This is a genomic window from Acidovorax sp. GW458-11-26-14-TSB4 (assembly GCF_059423865.1).
In genome coordinates this window covers 1-17587 of record NZ_JBWKYR010000003.1, presented here as the reverse complement: position 1 = coordinate 17587, position 17587 = coordinate 1, and the positions used below count along the sequence as shown (strand labels likewise).

Here is a 17587-nt window from a genome sequence, read left to right as displayed (position 1 = left end):
CCAGCCCGCTCCAGCAGCCAGGGCAATGAAAATATGTCGGCGCCATCATGTCATGCATCGGCCATGGACAACGCCGATTCCATATCGACCGCCACGATGCGCGAGACGCCTTGTTCCTGCATGGTCACGCCGATCAGCTGCTCGGCCATTTCCATGGCGATCTTGTTGTGGCTGATGAACAGGAACTGCGTGCCCTTGCTCATGCTGGAGACCAGCTTGGCATAGCGCTCGGTGTTGGCGTCGTCCAGGGGCGCGTCCACCTCGTCCAGCAGGCAGAACGGCGCGGGGTTCAGCTGGAAGATGGCGAACACCAGCGCAATTGCAGTGAGCGCCTTCTCGCCGCCCGAGAGCAGGTGGATGGTCTGGTTCTTCTTGCCCGGAGGCTGGGCCATGACCTGCACGCCCGAATCGAGGATCTCGTCGCCCGTGATGATGAGCTTGGCCTGGCCGCCGCCGAACAGCTCGGGGAACATGCGCCCGAAATGGCCGTTCACGGTGTCGAAGGTGCCCGAGAGCAGTTGGCGCGTCTCGCCGTCGATCTTGCGGATCGCGTCTTCCAGCGTGTTCATGGCCTCGGTCAGGTCGGCGGTCTGCGCATCGAGGAAGACCTTGCGCTCGCTGGCCAGCTTCAACTCGTCGAGCGCGGCCAGGTTCACCGCGCCCAGGGCCGCGATCTCGCGGTGCAGGCGGTCGATCTCGCCCTGCAGGCCGGAGACACGCACATTGCCCTCGGCAATCGACTGTGCCACCGCCTCCAGATCGGCCTGGGCATCGGCCAGCAGGGTGGTGTACTGCTCCAGGCCCAGGCGCGCGGCCTGCTCCTTGAGCTGGAATTCGGTGATGCGGGCGCGCAGCGGGTCGAGCGCGCGTTCGAGCTGCATGCGCCGTTCGTCGCTGGCGCGCAGCTTGGCGGTCAGGTCGTCGTAGCCGCTGCGCTGGGCCGCAAGGGCCTTCTCACGCTCCATCTTCACTTCCAGCGCCGCCTGCAGGCCACCCTGCGCGGCGGCATCGGACAGGCGGGCCAGCTCGTCGCGCGCGCGCTGCTGCTCGTCGGCCAGCGAGGCGGCCTGCTGGTCTGCGGTGGCGATGGAGCGGTTGAGTTCGCCGCGGCGCGCCTCCAGGCTGCGCTGCGAGAAGGTGGCTTCCTGGGCCTGACGCTCCAGCGTGCGCTGCTGCTCGCGGCAGGCGGCCAGCTTGCGTTCGGCCTCGATCACGCGGTCACCCAGCTGCGCCTCGCGCTCCTGGCTGTCGGCCAGCTGCATGTCCAGCTCTTCGAAGCGGGCCTCGGCCGCCACGCGGCGCTCCTGCAGGTCAGCCAATTGCGCTTCGATCTCGGCGATGTCGGCGCCAATCTGGGCGCTGCGCGCACGCGTCTGCTCGGCCAGCTGGGTCAGGCGCAGGGTCTCGACCTGCAGCTCGTGCGCACGGCCCTGGGCCTCGGTGGCCTCGCGGCGGGCACCCACCAGGCGCTGCGAGGCGTCGGCATAGGCGGCTTCGGCGCGGACCAGGGCGGTGCGCGACTCCTCGGCGATCAGGGCCTGGGCGCGCAGTTCCTTTTCGAGGTGCTCGATCTCCTGCGCACGCGCCAGCATGCCCGACTGCTCGGAGTCCTGGGCATAGAAGCTCACGCTGTGGGCACTGACGGCATGGCCCGAGGGCACGAACACCACCTCGCCCGGTTGCAGCGTGCCGCGGCGGTTGAGGGCTTCATCGAGCGTGGGCGCGGTATAGCAGCCCTGAAGCCAGTCGACCAGCACGGCGCGCAGGCCGGCATCGTGGATGCGCAGCAGGTCCGACAGGCGCGCGTGGGGCGAGGCTACTTCGGGCGTGCCTGCCGAGGGCATGCTGTAGAAGGCCAGGCGGGCCGGGGGTGCATCGGTGCCGCCCGAGCCCAGGAAGCCGCGCACCATGTCCAGGCGCCCTACTTCCAGTGCGGCCAGGCGCTCACGCAGCGCGGCTTCCAGGGCGTTTTCCCAGCCCTTTTCGATGTGGATGCGGCTCCACAGGCCTTGCAGGCCATCCAGGCCATGCTTGGCCAGCCACGGGCGCAGCTTGCCATCGGTCTTGACCTTTTCCTGCAGGGCCTTCAGGGCTTCCATGCGCGCCGACAGGTCGGCCTGGCGCGCGCTTTCGCTGTTCACGGCCTGCTGGCGGGTGCGGCGGTCGTCGTCGAGCTGGGGCACGGCCTCCTGCAGCTCGGCCAGCCGGGCCTCGGTGGTTTCGGCCAGCTCCTTGGCCTCGTCCAGCTGATCCTGCAGGTTGGCCAGGCGCGCCTCGTCGGGTGCGGCCAGGGCATTGCGATCAGCGCGCAGGCGCTCGTAGCGGCCGTCGAACTGGCGGCTTTGCTCATCGATGCTGCGCTGCTCGGCCGCCAGCACGCCGATCTGCTGCTGCACCTGCACCACGCTGGCGCGCTGCTCGCTGGTGCGGCTTTGCGCCTGGCGCAGGGCCTCCTCCAGATCGGGCAACTGCATGGCCTGCTCTTCGACCTGGGCGGCGAGCAGCTCGGCACGCTCCTCGGCGTCCACGCCGGCGCCGGCGAGGTTTTCGAGCTCGATGTCGGCCTCTTCCTTGCGCGCGGCCCACTGGGCGATCTGCTCGGCCAGGGTGACCAGGCGCTGCTCCACGCGCAGCCGGCCTTCCACCACGTAGCGGATCTCGGCCTCCAGGCGCCCCACCTCGGCCGTGGCCTCGTAGAGCTTGCCCTGGGCCTGGTTGACCTGGTCGCCCGCGGCATAGTGCGCCTGGCGGATGGTCTCCAGGTCCGATTCGACCGCGCGCAGGTCGGCCATGCGCGATTCAAGGTCATTCACGGCCTGCAGGCCATCCAGGCGCACCTTGGCCTGGTCGGCCTCGGCATCGGCGCGCTTCAGGAACCACAGCTGGTGCTGCTTGAGCGTGGCGTCGGAGTGCAGCGCGTTGTACCTGGCGGCCACCTCGGCCTGCTTTTCGAGCTTTTCGAGATTGGCGTTGAGTTCGCGCAGGATGTCTTCCACCCGCGTGAGGTTCTCGCGCGTGTCAGAGAGGCGGTTTTCCGTCTCGCGGCGGCGCTCCTTGTACTTGGAGACACCGGCCGCCTCTTCGAGGAACAGGCGCAGCTCTTCGGGGCGCGACTCGATGATGCGGCTGATGGTGCCCTGGCCGATGATGGCGTAGGCGCGCGGCCCCAGGCCGGTGCCCAGGAACACGTCCTGCACGTCGCGGCGGCGCACCGGCTGGTTGTTCAGGAAATAGCTGCTGGTGCCGTCGCGCGTGAGCACGCGGCGCACCGCCACCTCGCCGTACTGGCCCCACTGGCCGCCGGCGCGGTGGTCGGAGTTGTCGAACACCAGCTCCACGCTGGCGCGGCTGGCCTGCTTGCGCGTGGTGGTGCCGCTGAAGATCACGTCCTGCATGGACTCGCCACGCAGCTCGCTGGCCTTGCTCTCGCCCAGCACCCAGCGCACGGCGTCCATGATGTTGGACTTGCCGCAGCCGTTCGGCCCCACCACGCCCACGAGTTGCCCCGGCAGCATGAAGTTGGTGGGCTCAGCGAAGGACTTGAAGCCGGATAGCTTGATGGAGGTGAGGCGCACGTGTCAGGGGCAGGCGGGAAATGGGCGGCGAACGAGCGCCAGACGGAAAAATACCGGCCAAATGTAAAGCGGGATGATACCGCGCCGCCTGGGGCCTCCCGCCCGCCCAAAGGCCCTGCCGGCCGCTGGCCGCGCATCCAGCGGCAATATTTAACAAATACCGGCTCTATCGCTGGCCTGGCATGCCGCCGCAGCTATCAATTTTGCACGGGCGGGCGCAGCGGTGCATTCTTCTGGCGCACCAGTTCCTCGAACTCGGCCACCTGCAGTGGCGGGCTGAGCAAATAGCCCTGCCAGGCGTGGCAGTTGTTGCGCGCCAGGAACTCGCGCTGCGCCTCGGTCTCCACGCCTTCGGCGATCACGCGCAGGCCCAGGCTGGTGCCCAGGGCCACCACGGTGCGGGCGATGGCCGCGTCGTTGGGGTCGGTGAGCACGTCGCGCACGAAGCTCTGGTCGATCTTGAGCTGGTCCAGCGGCAGGCGCTTGAGGTAGGACAGCGAGGAATAGCCGGTGCCGAAGTCGTCCAGCGAGAAGCCCACGCCGTAGGCCTTGAGCTGGCCCATCTTGGCGATGGTGTCCTCCACGTCCGAGAGCAGCAGGCCCTCGGTCATCTCCAGCTTGAGGCGGTTGCCATCGGCGCCCGTGCCCGCCAGCGCGGCCAGCACCTGGGCCACGAAGCCGCTCTGGTGGAACTGCCGCGGGCTCACGTTCACCGCCAGGCCCAGGCCGGCCAGGGCCGGGTCCTGCGCCCAGCGCGCCAGGCGCTGGCAGGCCACCTGCAGCACCCACTCACCGAGCGGCAGGATCAGGCCGTTCTCCTCGGCCAGCGGGATGAACTGCGCGGGCGAGACGAAGCCATCGCGCGGATGGCGCCAGCGCAGCAGCGCCTCGGCGCCGGTGATGCGGCCGTGGTCGATCTGCGCCTGGTAGTACAGCTCGAACTGGCCCTGGGCCATGCCCACGCGCATGTCCAGCTCCATGGCCGCGCGGGCGCTCACGGCGGCCTGCATCTGCGGGTCGTAGAAGCGCAGCGTGTCGCGGCCTGCCGACTTGGCCTGGTACATGGCCAGGTCGGCGCGGCGCAGCAGTTCGTCCACCGTCTCGCGCACGCCGCTGAACAGGGTCACGCCCATGCTCAGCGAGCTGTGGTGCGCCTCGGGCCCCAGGGCATAGGGCTCGCGCAGCACGGCCAGGATGCGCTGGCCGGCCTCTTCGCAGCGCGCGGCGGCCTCCTCGGGTGTGGCGCCCAGGTCTTCGAGCAGCACCACGAACTCGTCGCCGCCCTGGCGCGCCACGGTGTCGTCCTCGTGCACGCAGGCGCGCAGGCGGTTGGCCACCTGCATCAGCAGGGTATCGCCTTTGTCGTGGCCCTGGGTCTCGTTCAGGGTCTTGAAGTTGTCCAGGTCGAGCAGCAGCAGCGCACCATGGCTCTGGTGGCGTGCGCTGGTGGCCAGGGCCTGCTGCAGCCGGTCGATCAGCAGGCGGCGGTTGGGCAGTTGGGTCAGCGGGTCGTAGTAGGCCAGGCTCTTGATCTCGTCCTCGGCCGCCTTGCGCTGGCTCAGGTCCTGCAGCGTCACCAGGTGGTCGTCGCCGATGCGCACCCCGGACACCTCCACCGGGCGTACCACGCCATCATGGCAGCGGATACGGTACTCGGCAGCCGCGATGACGCCGTCGCCATCGTCCGCGCGCTTGCGCTCTTCGCGCCAGGCGTTGCGCATGACCTCGCGCTCCTCGGGGTCGGGGTAGGCCCGCTCCCACCACACGTCCACATTTGGAACGTCCTGCTGGGTGTACCCGCAGATCTGCAGGTAACGCTCGTTGCGGAACGAGATGGTGCCGTCCTTCTGCACCAGGCACAGGCCCATGGGCAGGCGCTGCAGGATGCCGCGCAGGTGCGCCTCGTTGCCGCGCAGCGTGTTCTCCATGCGCTTGCGCTCGCTGATGTCCTGCGCCACGGCGATGTGGAAGTCGGGCGAAGCGCCGGGCGCCCACATGGGCGAGACGGTCAGGTCCACCCAGATCTCCGTGCCGTTCTTGTGGAGGTACCGCTTTTCCATGCGGTACTCGCTGATCTCACCCGCCTTGAGCCGCTCGAGCTGGGCCAGGTCGCGCGCCAGGTCGTCGGGCGGGCTGATAGCCTGGATGTCCAGCGCACGCATCTCGGCCACTGTGTAGCCCAGGATGTCGCAGTATCTCTGGTTGATGCGCACGAAGCGGCCGGTGGCGGTTTCGGTCTGGGCCACGCCCACGGCCGCCTGGTTGAACAGGGCGCGAAAGCGGTCCTCGCTCTCGCGCCGGGCCTCGTCGGACACCTGCGCGCGCGCCAGGGCCAGGGTGCGCTGGCGCGCCAGCAGGGTCACCAGCGCCGCCAGCAGCAGCGAGACGATGGCGCCGGCCCCGCCGGCCGCCCAGGGCAGGCTGCGCTCGGACAGCGACAGCAGGGACTGCGTGGGCATGAAGACCAGGCGCCAGCGCCGGTCGTGCACCAGGATGTCGCGCTCGTAGGCCGCAGCCCCGGGCATGGCCTCGGCGGTGGGCGGCAGCAGTACGCGCACCGCCGTGTCGGTGCTGCCGGCACGGGCGGAGCCCTGGTCGGTGATGGTGACGGAGATGCCGTTGAGCAGGCCCTCGCCGCGCATGAAGCGCACCAGGTCGTAGACGCGGATGGTGGCAGCCACAGCCCCGATGAAGACCTGGGGCTTGAGGTCGGGCACGCCGGAGCGGTCGAACACCGGGACGCGGATCACGAAGGCCGTGCGGTGCGCCTGCTCCTGCACCAGATCGAACGGAGCCGACGCCACGGTGTGCCCGCTGTCGCGGCTGTACTGCATGGCCGCCAGGTTGGTGGGCTGGGCGCTGATATCGAGGCCCAGCACGGCCTCGTTGCCCTGCATGGGCCACAGGTACTCGGCCACGAAGTATTCCGGACGCTCGCCGGGCGGGCGGATCACGAAGTCGGGATAGCCGGCCGGGTTGATGGAGGTGTCGGCCCGCACGCGCGCTTCGTAATCGGCTTTCTCTGCCAGGGTCACCCGGCGCGTGAACGACAGGTTGCGCACGCCGGGGTAGCGCTCGGAAATGTCGAGCTCACTGGCCACCCGTTCGAATTCAGCGCGCGTGAGCCCCGGGTTGGCCGAGAACAGCCCGCGCAGGCCGTGCACGATCTCGGTGTGGGTGGCGATGCGCTGGACCAGCGCATCGGTGAACAGCCGCGTCTCTTGCGTCAGGCGCGCCTTGGCGACCGCATCGACCGCGTCGGCCTGTTGCCGCGCCAGGCCGAAGCTCAGCAGCAACCCGGCCGCAGCCACACCCAGGCCAGGCAACCAATGCCGGTAGAAGCCGTTGAGGGAGAGCAGAGCCATTCAGAGCAGGGTAGTCAGCGATAGCCGGACAGGGTTGCACACGGCGAGCCAGGGCACCGCCGCAACAGCCCATGAGGATAGCGGGATTCAGACCCTCCATCCGCAAGCATGGGGCCACATCTTGTAACAGCACCGCTGTTTTCGACGTACCGTTTATGCAACATCTGGGGGCGGATTTTCACGGTGCTCCGGCAGCCACCGGGTAGGGAGCAAAGCGGCTTCGATTCTCATTCACATCCAACGCCCGGCCGATGGGCGGAAAGGCGCGCTGCGGGCAGGCCTCGCGCTCGCAGACCTTGCAGCCCATGCCGATGGGCACGGCCGCCTCGGGGTCGGCCAGGTTCAGGCCGCGCGAGTACACGAGCTGCGCAGCGTGGCGCACATCGCAGCCCAGCGCCACCGAGAACTCCTTTCCCGGCGCGCCCCAGCCCCCTGCCCCGCCGCGCCCGCGCGAGACGGTGCGCGCCACCCAGAGGTAGGCACGCCCGTCGGGCATGCGCGCCAGCTGCGGCACGATGCGCCCGGGCTGGGCAAAGGCCTCGTACACATTCCACAGCGGGCAGGTGCCACCGATCTTGCTGAAATGGAAATGCGTGGCCGACTGGCGCTTGGAGATGTTGCCCGCCCGGTCCACACGGATGAAGAAGAAGGGCACGCCGCGCGCGCTGGGCCGCTGCAGCGTGGACAGGCGGTGGCACACGGTCTCGAAGCCCACGCCGAACTGGTGGCCCAGCCGGTCGATGTCATAGCGCACCGCCTCGGCCGCCTGCAGGAAGGCGGTGTAGGGCAGCAGCAAGGCGCCGGCAAAATAGTTGGCCAGGCCGATGCGCGCCAGCGCGCGTGCCTGGTCTCCCGACAGCCCGGCCCCATCGGCCAGGCGGCGCAGCTCGGGCCCCATCTCCAGAAAGGCCAGTTGCGTCGCCATCTGGAAGGCACGCTGCCCAGTTTCGAGCCCCTGCGCCAGCTGCAGCACGCCGCTGCCGGGGTCATAGTGGCGCTGGGCTCCGCCGGGCAATTCGGCGGCCGTGGCCACGTGCACGCCATGGGCAGCCAGCAGGCGGCGCGCCAGCCCCTCGTCAGCCCGGCCGGACTGCAATGCCCACTCGCCCGCCAGCCGCTCGGCCGCGTCGTCCAGCTCGGCGATGTGGTTGTGGCGGGCAAAGAAGAAATCGCGCACCTCCTCATAGGCCATGGGCTGGTGGCCGGCACTGGCGAGGGCGCCGCTGCGGCCGTCACCCAGTTGGGCGCTCAGCGCGTCAAGCCGCTCCAGCGCCTGGCGATGGCGCTGGTGCAAGGCCAGCAGGCTGCGCGCCACGGCGGGCATGCCCGAGGCCAGCTCGCGGATCTCGGCCAGCGACACGGCCTCGCGCTCGGCGCCCGGCCCGGCCGGCGTATCGGCCAGCACCTGGCGCAGGCCGGTGATCAGGCGCGCCTCGTCGTCGTCGGAAAAGCGCTGCACGTCCACACCGAACACGGCGTTGATCTTGAGCAGCACCGGCACCGTGAGCGGGCGCTGGTTCTGCTCCAGCTGGTTGAGGTAGCTGGCCGACAGTTCGAGCGCGCGCGCCAGCGCAATCTGCGTCATGCCACGCTCCTCGCGCAGGCGGCGCAGGCGCACACCCATGAAGGTCTTCTTCACGGCAGGGCCACTTTCGCGGTCGGATTTATTCGCAAAATTCGCAATTCATGCCTTTCCTGTTCGCAATCGTTCGCCAATTCAGTCCTGTATCGGCGGAAAGGTTTTGCGTACATTGCGAATCATGCAACAACCCAGCGCACTGCACCAGCCCATGCATTTCACGGAAGTGGTGTTCCCCGAGCGCAGCAACCACTACGGCACGCTGTTCGGCGGCCAGGCCCTGCTGCTGATGGGCCAGGCGGCCTTCGTCACGGCCAGCCGCCATGCGCGCTGCGCAGTGGTGATGGCGCGCTGCAGCGAGGTGCAGTTCATCGCGCCCGTGCCCCAGGGCCAGGCACTGCAGTTGACCGCACAAGTCGTGCGCACCGGCACCAGTTCGATGACCGTTGAAGTCCACGGCAGTGCCGAGAACCTGCACACCGGCCAGCACCAGCCTGCGCTGCGCGGGGCCTTCGAAATGGTGGCGGTGGACGGCACAGGCCGTCCAAGGCGCATCTGACCCCTTTCCCATTCCAATGGCCCACCAGGAGACATTCCCCATGAGCGACACCCTCGCCACCGGCTTCAAGCCCAAGAAATCCGTCGCCCTCTCGGGCGTGACCGCCGGCAACACGGCGCTGTGCACCGTGGGCCGCACAGGCAATGACCTGCACTACCGCGGCTATGACATCCTCGACATCGCCGATGTCTGCGAGTTCGAGGAGATCGCCCACCTGCTGGTGCACGGCAAGCTGCCCACCACCGCCGAACTGCGCGCCTTCAAGGCCCGCCTCAAGGCCCTGCGCGGCCTGCCCGCCAATGTGAAGGAGGCGCTGGAGCAACTGCCCGCCAGCAGCCACCCCATGGACGTGATGCGCACCGGCGTGTCCGCCCTGGGCTGCGTGCTGCCAGAAAAAGACGGCCACCACACGCCAGGCGCGCGCGACATCGCCGACCGGCTGATGGCATCGCTCGGCTCCATGCTGCTGTACTGGTACCACTGGTCCACCCAGGGCCGGCGCATCGAGGTGGAGACGGACGACGACTCCATCGGCGCGCACTTCCTGCACCTGCTGCACGGCCAAAAGCCACCGGCCGCGTGGGAGCGCGCCATGCACACCTCGCTGAACCTGTATGCCGAGCATGAATTCAACGCCTCGACCTTCACCGCCCGCGTGGTGGCCGGCACGGGCAGCGACATGTATTCGTGCATCACCGGTGCCATCGGCGCACTGCGCGGGCCCAAGCATGGCGGGGCCAACGAGGTGGCCTTCGAGATCCAGAAACGTTACGACAGCGCCGACGAGGCCGAGGCCGACATCCGCCGCCGCGTGGAGGCCAAGGAGGTGGTGATCGGCTTCGGCCACCCGGTCTACACCGTGAGCGACCCGCGCAACGAGGTCATCAAGCGCGTGGCGCGCCAGCTCTCCGAGGACGCCGGCACCACCAAGATGTTCGGCATCGCCGAGCGGCTGGAGACGGTGATGTGGGAGGTGAAGAAGATGTTCCCCAACCTCGACTGGTTCAGCGCCGTGAGCTACCACATGATGGGTGTGCCCACGGCCATGTTCACGCCGCTGTTCGTCATCGCTCGCACCAGCGGCTGGGCGGCGCACATCATCGAGCAGCGCATCGACAACAAGATCATCCGCCCCAGCGCCCATTACACCGGCCCGGAAGACCTGGCCTTCGTGCCCATCGGCGAGCGCAAGTAGATTCGACAGGAAGCGAACCGCCCCGCCCCACGTCCATGAACACAAGATACCGCAAGAACCTGCCCGGCACCGCGCTGGACTACTTCGATGCCCGCGAAGCCGTCGACGCCCTCGCGCCCGGCGCCTGGGCCAGGCTGCCCTACACCTCGCGCGTGCACGCCGAGAACCTGGTGCGCCGCTGCAACCCGGCCACGCTGGACGCCTCTCTGCGCCAGTTGATCGAGCGTCGCCGCGACCTGGATTTTCCGTGGTTCCCGGCGCGCGTGGTCTGCCACGACATCCTGGGCCAGACGGCGCTGGTGGACCTGGCCGGCCTGCGCGATGCCATCGCCGACAGGGGCGGCGACCCGGCCCAGGTCAACCCCGTGGTACCCACCCAGCTCATCGTGGACCATTCGCTGGCCGTGGAGTTTGGCGGCGACGACCCCGAGGCCTTTGCCAAGAACCGCGCCGTCGAGGACCGGCGCAATGCGGACCGCTTCCATTTCATCGAATGGACGAAAAAGGCGTTCCAGAACGTCGAGGTGATTCCGCCGGGCAACGGCATCATGCACCAGATCAACCTGGAGCGCATGTCGCCCGTGGTGCACGCGCAGGACGGCGTGGCCTACCCCGACACCCTGGTGGGCACCGACAGCCACACGCCGCATGTGGATGCGCTGGGCGTGGTCGCCATCGGCGTGGGCGGGCTGGAGGCCGAGAGCGTGATGCTGGGCCGCGCCTCGTGGATGCGCCTGCCCGACATCGTGGGCGTGGAGCTCACCGGCAGGCCGCAGCCGGGCATCACCGCGACCGACATCGTGCTGGCGCTGACCGAGTACCTGCGCCAGCAGAAGGTGGTGGGTGCCTACCTGGAGTTCTTCGGTGCCGGCGCCTCGGCGCTGACCTTGGGCGACCGGGCCACCATCTCCAACATGGCGCCCGAGTTCGGCGCCACGGCCGCGATGTTCTACATCGACGAACAGACCATTGCCTACCTGCGCCTCACAGGCAGAGAGGCGCAGCAGGTGCGGCTGGTGGAGACCTATGCCCGGCAGACGGGCCTGTGGGCCGATGCCCTGGCCACGGCCGAGTACGAGCGCGTGCTGTCGTTCGACCTGTCCAGCGTGGTGCGCAGCATGGCAGGGCCGTCCAATCCGCACAAGCGCCTGCCCACGGCGGACCTGGCGGCGCGCGGCATTGCCGCCCCCTGGACGGAAACCCCGGGCCAGATGCCCGATGGCGCGGTCATCATCGCCGCCATCACCAGTTGCACCAACACCAGCAACCCGCGCAATGTGATCGCCGCCGGCCTGCTGGCGCGCAATGCCAATGCGCGCGGCCTGGTGCGCAAGCCCTGGGTCAAATCGTCCCTCGCGCCCGGCTCCAGGGCCGTGCAGCTGTACCTCCAAGAGGCCGGGCTGCTGGCCGAGCTGGAGCAACTGGGCTTTGGCATCGTGGCCTTTGCCTGCACCACCTGCAACGGCATGTCGGGCGCGCTGGCCCCGGCCATCCAGCAGGAGATCATCGCGCGCGACCTCTACGCCACCGCGGTGCTTTCGGGCAACCGCAATTTCGACGGGCGCATCCACCCGTATGCCAAACAGGCCTTTCTCGCATCGCCGCCGCTGGTCGTGGCCTATGCCATCGCGGGCACGGTGCGCTTCGACATCGAAAAGGATGTGCTGGGCACCGACGCCCAGGGCCGCTCCGTCACTCTGCAGGACCTCTGGCCCAACGACGAAGAGATCGATGCCATCGTTGCGCACAGCGTCAAGCCCGAGCACTTTCGCCGCGTGTACGAACCCATGTTCGCGCTGCAGCCCGATGCCGGCAAGGCCGTGAGCCCGCTGTACGACTGGCGGCCCGAGAGCACCTATATCCGCCGCCCCCCGTACTGGGAAGGGGCGCTGGCCGGCGAGCGCACCCTCACCGGCCTGCGCCCCCTGGCCCTGCTGCCCGACAACATCACCACCGACCACCTCTCGCCCTCCAACGCCATCCTGCCGGACAGCGCGGCCGGCGAATACCTGCACCGCATGGGACTGCCCGAGGAGGACTTCAACTCCTACGCCACGCACCGCGGCGACCACCTCACGGCCCAGCGCGCCACCTTCGCCAACCCGCAACTGGTCAATGAGATGGCCGTGGTCGACGGCAAGGTCCAGAAGGGTTCGCTCACCCGCATCGAGCCTGAAGGCCAGGTCGTGCGCATGTGGGAGGGCATCGAGACCTACATGCAGCGCGGCCAGCCGCTGATCATCATCGCAGGCGCCGACTACGGCCAGGGCAGCTCGCGCGACTGGGCAGCCAAGGGCGTGCGCCTGGCCGGGGTGGAAGCCATCGCGGCCGAGGGCTTCGAGCGCATCCACCGCACCAACCTGATCGGCATGGGCGTGCTGCCGCTGGAGTTCAAGCCCGGCACCAACCGCCTGACCCTCGGCATCGATGGCACGGAGACGTACGATGTGGTGGGCGAACGCCGCCCGCGCGCCGACCTGGTGCTGGTGGTGCGGCGCAGGAATGGCGAGCGCATCGATGTGCCCATGACCTGCCGGCTGGACACTGCCGAGGAAGTCTCGATCTACGAGGCCGGCGGTGTGCTGCAGCGCTTCGCCCAGGACTTTCTTGCGTCCACCTCCCCGACACCGGTTGCCTAACATGCCCCACCCACCCCAGATCAAGATCCCCGCCACCTACATGCGCGGCGGCACCAGCAAGGGCGTGTTCTTTCGCCTGCAGGACCTGCCCGCAGCAGCCCAGGCACCCGGCGCCGCACGCGATGCGCTGCTGCTGCGCGTGGCCGGCAGCCCCGACCCGTATGGCAAGCAGACCGACGGCATGGGCGGCGCCACGTCGAGCACCAGCAAGGTGGTGATCCTCGCCAAAAGCACGCGGGCGGACCATGACGTGGACTACCTCTTCGGCCAGGTGTCCATCGATACGCCCTTCGTGGACTGGAGCGGCAACTGCGGCAACCTGTCGGCCGCCGTGGGGCCGTTCGCCATCGCCAACGGCCTGGTGGATGCGGACCGCATTCCGCACGACGGCATTGCCACGGTGCGCATCTGGCAGGCCAACATCGCCAAGACCATCATCGCGCACGTGCCCATCACTGGCGGGGCCGTGCAGGAGACCGGTGATTTCGAACTCGACGGCGTGAGCTTCCCTGCGGCCGAAGTGCAGCTCGAATTCATGGACCCGGCCGCCGACGAAGACGGCGCGGGCGGTGCCATGTTCCCCACCGGCAGTGTGGTGGACGCGCTTGCCGTGCCGGGCGTGGGCACGCTGCGCGCCACCCTCATCAACGCGGGCATCCCCACCATCTTCGTCAACGCCGCAGACATCGGCTACACCGGCACCGAACTGCAGGACGCCATCAACGGCGACCCCGCCGCGCTCGCGCGCTTCGAGGCCATCCGCGCCCATGGCGCCATGCGCATGGGGCTGATCGCCTCGGTTGACGATGCGGTGCGACGCCAGCACACGCCCAAGCTGGCCTTCGTCGCGCCGCCGGCCGGCTATACCGCATCGAGTGGCAAGGCCGTGGCCGCCACCGATGTGGACCTGCTGGTGCGCGCCCTGTCCATGGGCCGGCTGCACCACGCCATGATGGGCACGGCGGCCGTGGCCATCGCCACCGCCGCGGCCATTCCCGGAACGCTGGTGAACCTGGCTGCGGGTGGCGGCGAGCGCAGCGCCGTGCGCTTTGGCCACCCCTCGGGCACGCTGCGCGTGGGTGCCGAGGCCACGCAGGCCAACGGTGCATGGACGGTGACCAAGGCCCTGATGGGCCGCAGCGCGCGCGTGCTCATGAGCGGCTGGGTGCACATCCCCGGCGACGCCTTCTGAACCCGATCCATTGACCATTCCACCTGCACCCATGTCCACCCGCAAAACCCTCAAAGCCCTGGCCGAGTCGCGCCGCGGCGTCCTCGTCCCCGGTGCCTTCAACGCCCTGTCGGCCCGCGTGGTGGCCGACCTGGGCTTCGAGGCCATCTACGTCACCGGGGCCGGTGTCACCAACATGTGGTTCGGCCTGCCGGACCAGGCTTTCATGGGCCTGACCGACATCGCCGACCACACGGCGCGCATCCGCGACGCGGTGGACCTGCCGCTGATCGTGGACGCCGACACCGGCTTCGGCAACGCGCTCAACACCTACCACGCCGTGCGCACGCTGGAGCGCGCAGGCGCCGACTGCATCCAGCTCGAGGACCAGGTCAGCCCCAAGCGCTGCGGCCACTTCAATGGCAAGGAGGTCATCGGCACCGAGGAGATGCTGGGCAAGATCAGAGCCGCCGTGGACGCCCGCCGCGACCCCGACACCCTGATCCTGGCGCGCACCGATGCCTGCTCCACCCAGGGCTTCGAGGCCGCCGTGGAGCGCGCCCAGCGCTTTGGCGAGGCCGGCGCCGACATCCAGTTCGTGGAGGCCGTGACCACGGCCGAAGAAATCCGCGCCCTGCCCCGGCGCCTGGCCGACAGGCCCCAGCTCATGAACATGGTGATCGGCGGCAAGACCCCCATCTTCAGCGCCGAGGAATTGGCCGGCCTGGGCTATGGCATCGTGCTCTATGCCAACGCCGCGCTGCAGGGCGCGGTCGCGGGCATGCAGAAGGCGCTGACCGTGCTGCGCGAGACCCAACGCATCGACGAGGACCCGGCCCTGGTGGCACCGTTCGCGGAGCGCCAGCGGCTGGTGCGCAAGAGCGAATGGGATGCGCTGGAGCAGAAGTACCGGTGACCGCAACGGCATCAGGCTGTTGAGGCCGACTGCACCACCAGCATGTTCGCATCCCGCGCCAGCAGCCAGCGCCCCTGCTCCTTGCGGAACACGCTGAGCACGGGCCCCGCACGCACGATGGGCGCAGCGCCATCACGGGGCGTCACGGTCACCATGAGCTGCGATCGGGCAAACGCCCAATCTCCTGCCACCTGCACCTCCTGGATCTCGCTGCTGCCGTCCACCCGGGGACCCGCATTGTCAGCCTGGCTCTGCATGGCGGCCCGGAAATCCGCTCTGGACATGGGCGCCCTGCCCGGCATGAGGAGAACCACGTCCTCGGTCATCAGGCCCATCACGGCCTCGGTGTCGCCGGCCCTGGTGGCGGACATCCAGGTAGCGACCAACTGGCGGATCTGATCTTCATCGCTCGGCATAAAAATTCTCTCCTGCAGGTCCACGGCCTGGCTCAGATTCCGTCACGCAGCAGCGCCATGGCCAGGCTATCGTGGTACGCACCATCCACCCGCACCGACCGGCGGCGAACGCCTTCCAGCTCGAAGCCCAGGCGTTCGTACAGAGCCCTGGCGTTGGCATTGTCGGCGCGCACGCTCAGCTCGATGCGGGTCAGCCCCCGGGCCCAGGCGCCATCGATGGCAGCACGCATCAATTGCGCACCGATGCCGCGGTGCCGCGCAGCGGGTATGAGCCCGATGCCCAGCGTGCCCACATGCGCCCGCGTCTGTCCCACGCCGGGCAGGATGTCGCACCAGCCCACAACCTGATTGCCCGCCAGCGCCACCACTTGGCACTGGTCGTTGGCGACGATGTGCTCGTAAAAAGCCCGCGAAGACTCCCAGGGCGGTGCTTCGGTGAAAGCCAGAAAGCGCTTCTCGCGCGCAACCACGTCGAGCGCGCGCCACAACCCTTCGAAATGCGCTGGTGCCACCGGTTCGATCAACACACCCATCAGACCAGACCTCCTTGCAGCCAGTCTACAGCGCTGCCGAGAACACCCAGCCGGCGGCCAGATCAGCGGGTGGGGCTGCGGCGATGGCACCCGTCGCATCGGCACGGTGCTTGTCCATGATGCGGTGCAGATTGCCCTCGATCCAGTCCACCAGGCCCTCGACCTGGCGCGCCACCTCGGTGCCCATGGGCGTAAGGCTGTATTCCACATGGGGTGGCACCACGGGGTGCGAGACGCGCAGCACAAAACCATCGCTCTCCAGCCAATGCAGGGTCTGGGCCAGCATCTTCTCGCTCACGCCGCCGACCTTGCGGCGCAGGTCGCTGAAACGGTGGGTTCCGGCCAAGAGGGCCACCAGCACCAGCACGCCCCAGCGGCTGGTCACATGCTGGAGCACCGCGCGCGAGGGGCAGTCAGGTGAAAACAGCTGGCCCCGCTGCAGTTTCTCGGCGATGCCTTCGCTGGCGTGGGCCTCGGCGAAGATGGGCAAAGAGTGTTCGGGCATGGGGTACTTACCTTTATGTACGTACTTACGAAAAGTTAGCTTGCCCGCTATTCTGCCTCCTCTTTCTTTTCCAACCAAGGTTTTTCACATGATCGCCATCACCGGAGCCACCGGCCAGCTCGGCCGCCTCGTCATCCAGTCCCTGCTCAAGACCGTGCCGGCCGCGCAAATCGTCGCTGCAGTGCGCAGCCCCGACAAGGCGCAGGACCTCGCCGCCCTGGGCGTGCAGGTGCGCAAGGCCGACTACACCCAGCCCGCCACGCTGGATGCAGCGCTCCAGGGCGTGAGCAAGCTGCTCCTGATTTCATCGAGCGAAGTGGGCCAGCGCACGGCCCAGCACAAGGCCGTGATCGACGCCGCCCAACGTGCCAAGGTGCAATTGCTGGCCTACACCAGCGTGCTGCGGGCCGACAGCTCCCTGCTGGGGCTGGCCGCCGAGCATGTCGAAACCGAAGCCCTGCTGCGCGCATCGGGCCTGCCCACTGTGGTCTTGCGCAACGGCTGGTACACGGAAAACTACACGGCCAGCGTTCCTGCAGCGCTCGCCCATGGTGCCGTGCTGGGCAGCGCGGGCAATGGCCGCATCGCCTCGGCCGCGCGCGTGGACTATGCCGAGGCCGCCGCAGTGGTGCTGGCCACGGAAGGCCATGCGGGCCGCGTGTACGAATTGGCGGGGGACAGTTCCTACACCCTGGCAGATCTGGCTGCAGAGATTGCACGCCAGTCAGGCAAGCCCGTCATCTACAAGGACCTGCCCGAGGCCGATTACCAGGCGGCGCTGGTGCAGGTGGGCCTGCCGGCGGGCTTTGCCGCCCTGCTGGCCGACTCCGACGCCGCAGCGGCCAAGGGCGCGCTGTTCGACGATGGCCACCAGCTCAGCCAGCTGATCGGCCGGGCTACGACGCCGCTGGCGGTCACGGTGACCGCAGCGCTCAAGGGCTGATGGGTGCAGGGGCCAAACCAACGCCCCCCTTTTTCGCGCGCTCTCGAGGCAATTCGCGTTTTCGGTCGCCCCAAAGACAAAACCCCTCAGTTCAAACGAACTGAGGGGTTTTGAGGGCTGTAAGAGCCTGACGATGACCTACTTTCACACGGGAACCCGCACTATCATCGGCGCAAAGTCGTTTCACTGTC

General features: G+C 68.5%; 12 protein-coding genes. 6 read left to right on the top strand and 6 right to left on the bottom strand.

Going from position 1 to position 17587, the window contains the following annotated elements; translation table 11 throughout:
• Positions 1-50: 50 nt before the first annotated feature.
• From smc to AC07X5_RS08635, 3 genes are all read right to left on the bottom strand, one after another.
• Entirely contained in the window at positions 51-3575 is a 3525-nt protein-coding gene (gene smc, locus AC07X5_RS08645) for a chromosome segregation protein SMC (protein WP_494769791.1), read from the bottom strand.
• 197 nt (positions 3576-3772) lie between these two features.
• Positions 3773-6940, bottom strand: coding sequence for a bifunctional diguanylate cyclase/phosphodiesterase (locus AC07X5_RS08640; protein ID WP_494769790.1), 3168 nt, complete (start codon positions 6938-6940; stop codon positions 3773-3775).
• Between the two features lie 178 nt (positions 6941-7118).
• Positions 7119-8579 carry a short-chain fatty acyl-CoA regulator family protein gene (locus AC07X5_RS08635; RefSeq protein WP_494769789.1) on the bottom strand — a complete coding sequence of 487 codons (1461 nt, stop codon included), beginning with the start codon at positions 8577-8579 and terminating at the stop codon, positions 7119-7121.
• 121 nt (positions 8580-8700) lie between these two features.
• Here AC07X5_RS08635 and AC07X5_RS08630 point away from each other — a divergent pair, with 121 nt between their 5' ends.
• Genes AC07X5_RS08630 through AC07X5_RS08610 form a run of 5 tightly spaced genes read left to right on the top strand, consistent with a single transcriptional unit; the run spans position 8701 to position 14999 of the window.
• A complete protein-coding gene (locus AC07X5_RS08630; RefSeq protein WP_409956973.1) occupies positions 8701-9078 on the top strand; it encodes an acyl-CoA thioesterase in 378 nt (125 codons plus the stop codon).
• A 40-nt stretch (positions 9079-9118) separates the two neighbouring features.
• Complete coding sequence (gene prpC / locus AC07X5_RS08625; RefSeq protein WP_494769788.1) at positions 9119-10273, top strand: bifunctional 2-methylcitrate synthase/citrate synthase; 1155 nt, start codon at positions 9119-9121, stop codon at positions 10271-10273.
• A gap of 35 nt (positions 10274-10308) precedes the next feature.
• Entirely contained in the window at positions 10309-12912 is a 2604-nt protein-coding gene (acnD, locus tag AC07X5_RS08620) for a Fe/S-dependent 2-methylisocitrate dehydratase AcnD (RefSeq protein WP_494769787.1), read from the top strand.
• Position 12913: 1 nt separating this feature from the next.
• Positions 12914-14104 carry a 2-methylaconitate cis-trans isomerase PrpF gene (gene prpF, locus AC07X5_RS08615; protein WP_494769786.1) on the top strand — a complete coding sequence of 397 codons (1191 nt, stop codon included), beginning with the start codon at positions 12914-12916 and terminating at the stop codon, positions 14102-14104.
• Between the two features lie 31 nt (positions 14105-14135).
• Positions 14136-14999 (top strand): isocitrate lyase/PEP mutase family protein, encoded by an 864-nt coding sequence (locus AC07X5_RS08610; protein ID WP_494769785.1) that lies wholly within the window; start codon positions 14136-14138, stop codon positions 14997-14999.
• Between the two features lie 11 nt (positions 15000-15010).
• Here AC07X5_RS08610 and AC07X5_RS08605 read toward each other — a convergent pair whose 3' ends face one another.
• The 3 genes from AC07X5_RS08605 to AC07X5_RS08595 are packed head-to-tail and all read right to left on the bottom strand — an operon-like array spanning position 15011 to position 16453.
• Positions 15011-15415: a YybH family protein gene (locus tag AC07X5_RS08605; RefSeq protein ID WP_494769784.1), complete on the bottom strand. Its 405-nt coding sequence runs from the start codon at positions 15413-15415 to the stop codon at positions 15011-15013.
• Positions 15416-15447: 32 nt separating this feature from the next.
• Entirely contained in the window at positions 15448-15948 is a 501-nt protein-coding gene (locus AC07X5_RS08600; protein ID WP_494769783.1) for a GNAT family N-acetyltransferase, read from the bottom strand.
• A gap of 25 nt (positions 15949-15973) precedes the next feature.
• Positions 15974-16453: a winged helix-turn-helix transcriptional regulator gene (locus tag AC07X5_RS08595; RefSeq protein ID WP_494769782.1), complete on the bottom strand. Its 480-nt coding sequence runs from the start codon at positions 16451-16453 to the stop codon at positions 15974-15976.
• Positions 16454-16541: 88 nt separating this feature from the next.
• Between AC07X5_RS08595 and AC07X5_RS08590 the strand changes: the two genes are divergently transcribed.
• Positions 16542-17396, top strand: coding sequence for an SDR family oxidoreductase (locus tag AC07X5_RS08590; protein WP_494769781.1), 855 nt, complete (start codon positions 16542-16544; stop codon positions 17394-17396).
• Positions 17397-17587 lie beyond the last annotated feature (191 nt).

Coding starts and splice junctions, on each gene's coding strand:
- prpC (WP_494769788.1), top strand. CDS start 9,119: ATGAGCGACACCCTCGCCACCGGCTTCAAGCCCAAGAAATCCGTCGCC.
- AC07X5_RS08600 (WP_494769783.1), bottom strand. CDS start 15,948: ATGGGTGTGTTGATCGAACCGGTGGCACCAGCGCATTTCGAAGGGTTG.
- AC07X5_RS08595 (WP_494769782.1), bottom strand. CDS start 16,453: ATGCCCGAACACTCTTTGCCCATCTTCGCCGAGGCCCACGCCAGCGAA.
- prpF (WP_494769786.1), top strand. CDS start 12,914: ATGCCCCACCCACCCCAGATCAAGATCCCCGCCACCTACATGCGCGGC.
- AC07X5_RS08610 (WP_494769785.1), top strand. CDS start 14,136: ATGTCCACCCGCAAAACCCTCAAAGCCCTGGCCGAGTCGCGCCGCGGC.
- AC07X5_RS08605 (WP_494769784.1), bottom strand. CDS start 15,415: ATGCCGAGCGATGAAGATCAGATCCGCCAGTTGGTCGCTACCTGGATG.
- AC07X5_RS08590 (WP_494769781.1), top strand. CDS start 16,542: ATGATCGCCATCACCGGAGCCACCGGCCAGCTCGGCCGCCTCGTCATC.
- AC07X5_RS08630 (WP_409956973.1), top strand. CDS start 8,701: ATGCAACAACCCAGCGCACTGCACCAGCCCATGCATTTCACGGAAGTG.
- AC07X5_RS08640 (WP_494769790.1), bottom strand. CDS start 6,940: ATGGCTCTGCTCTCCCTCAACGGCTTCTACCGGCATTGGTTGCCTGGC.
- acnD (WP_494769787.1), top strand. CDS start 10,309: ATGAACACAAGATACCGCAAGAACCTGCCCGGCACCGCGCTGGACTAC.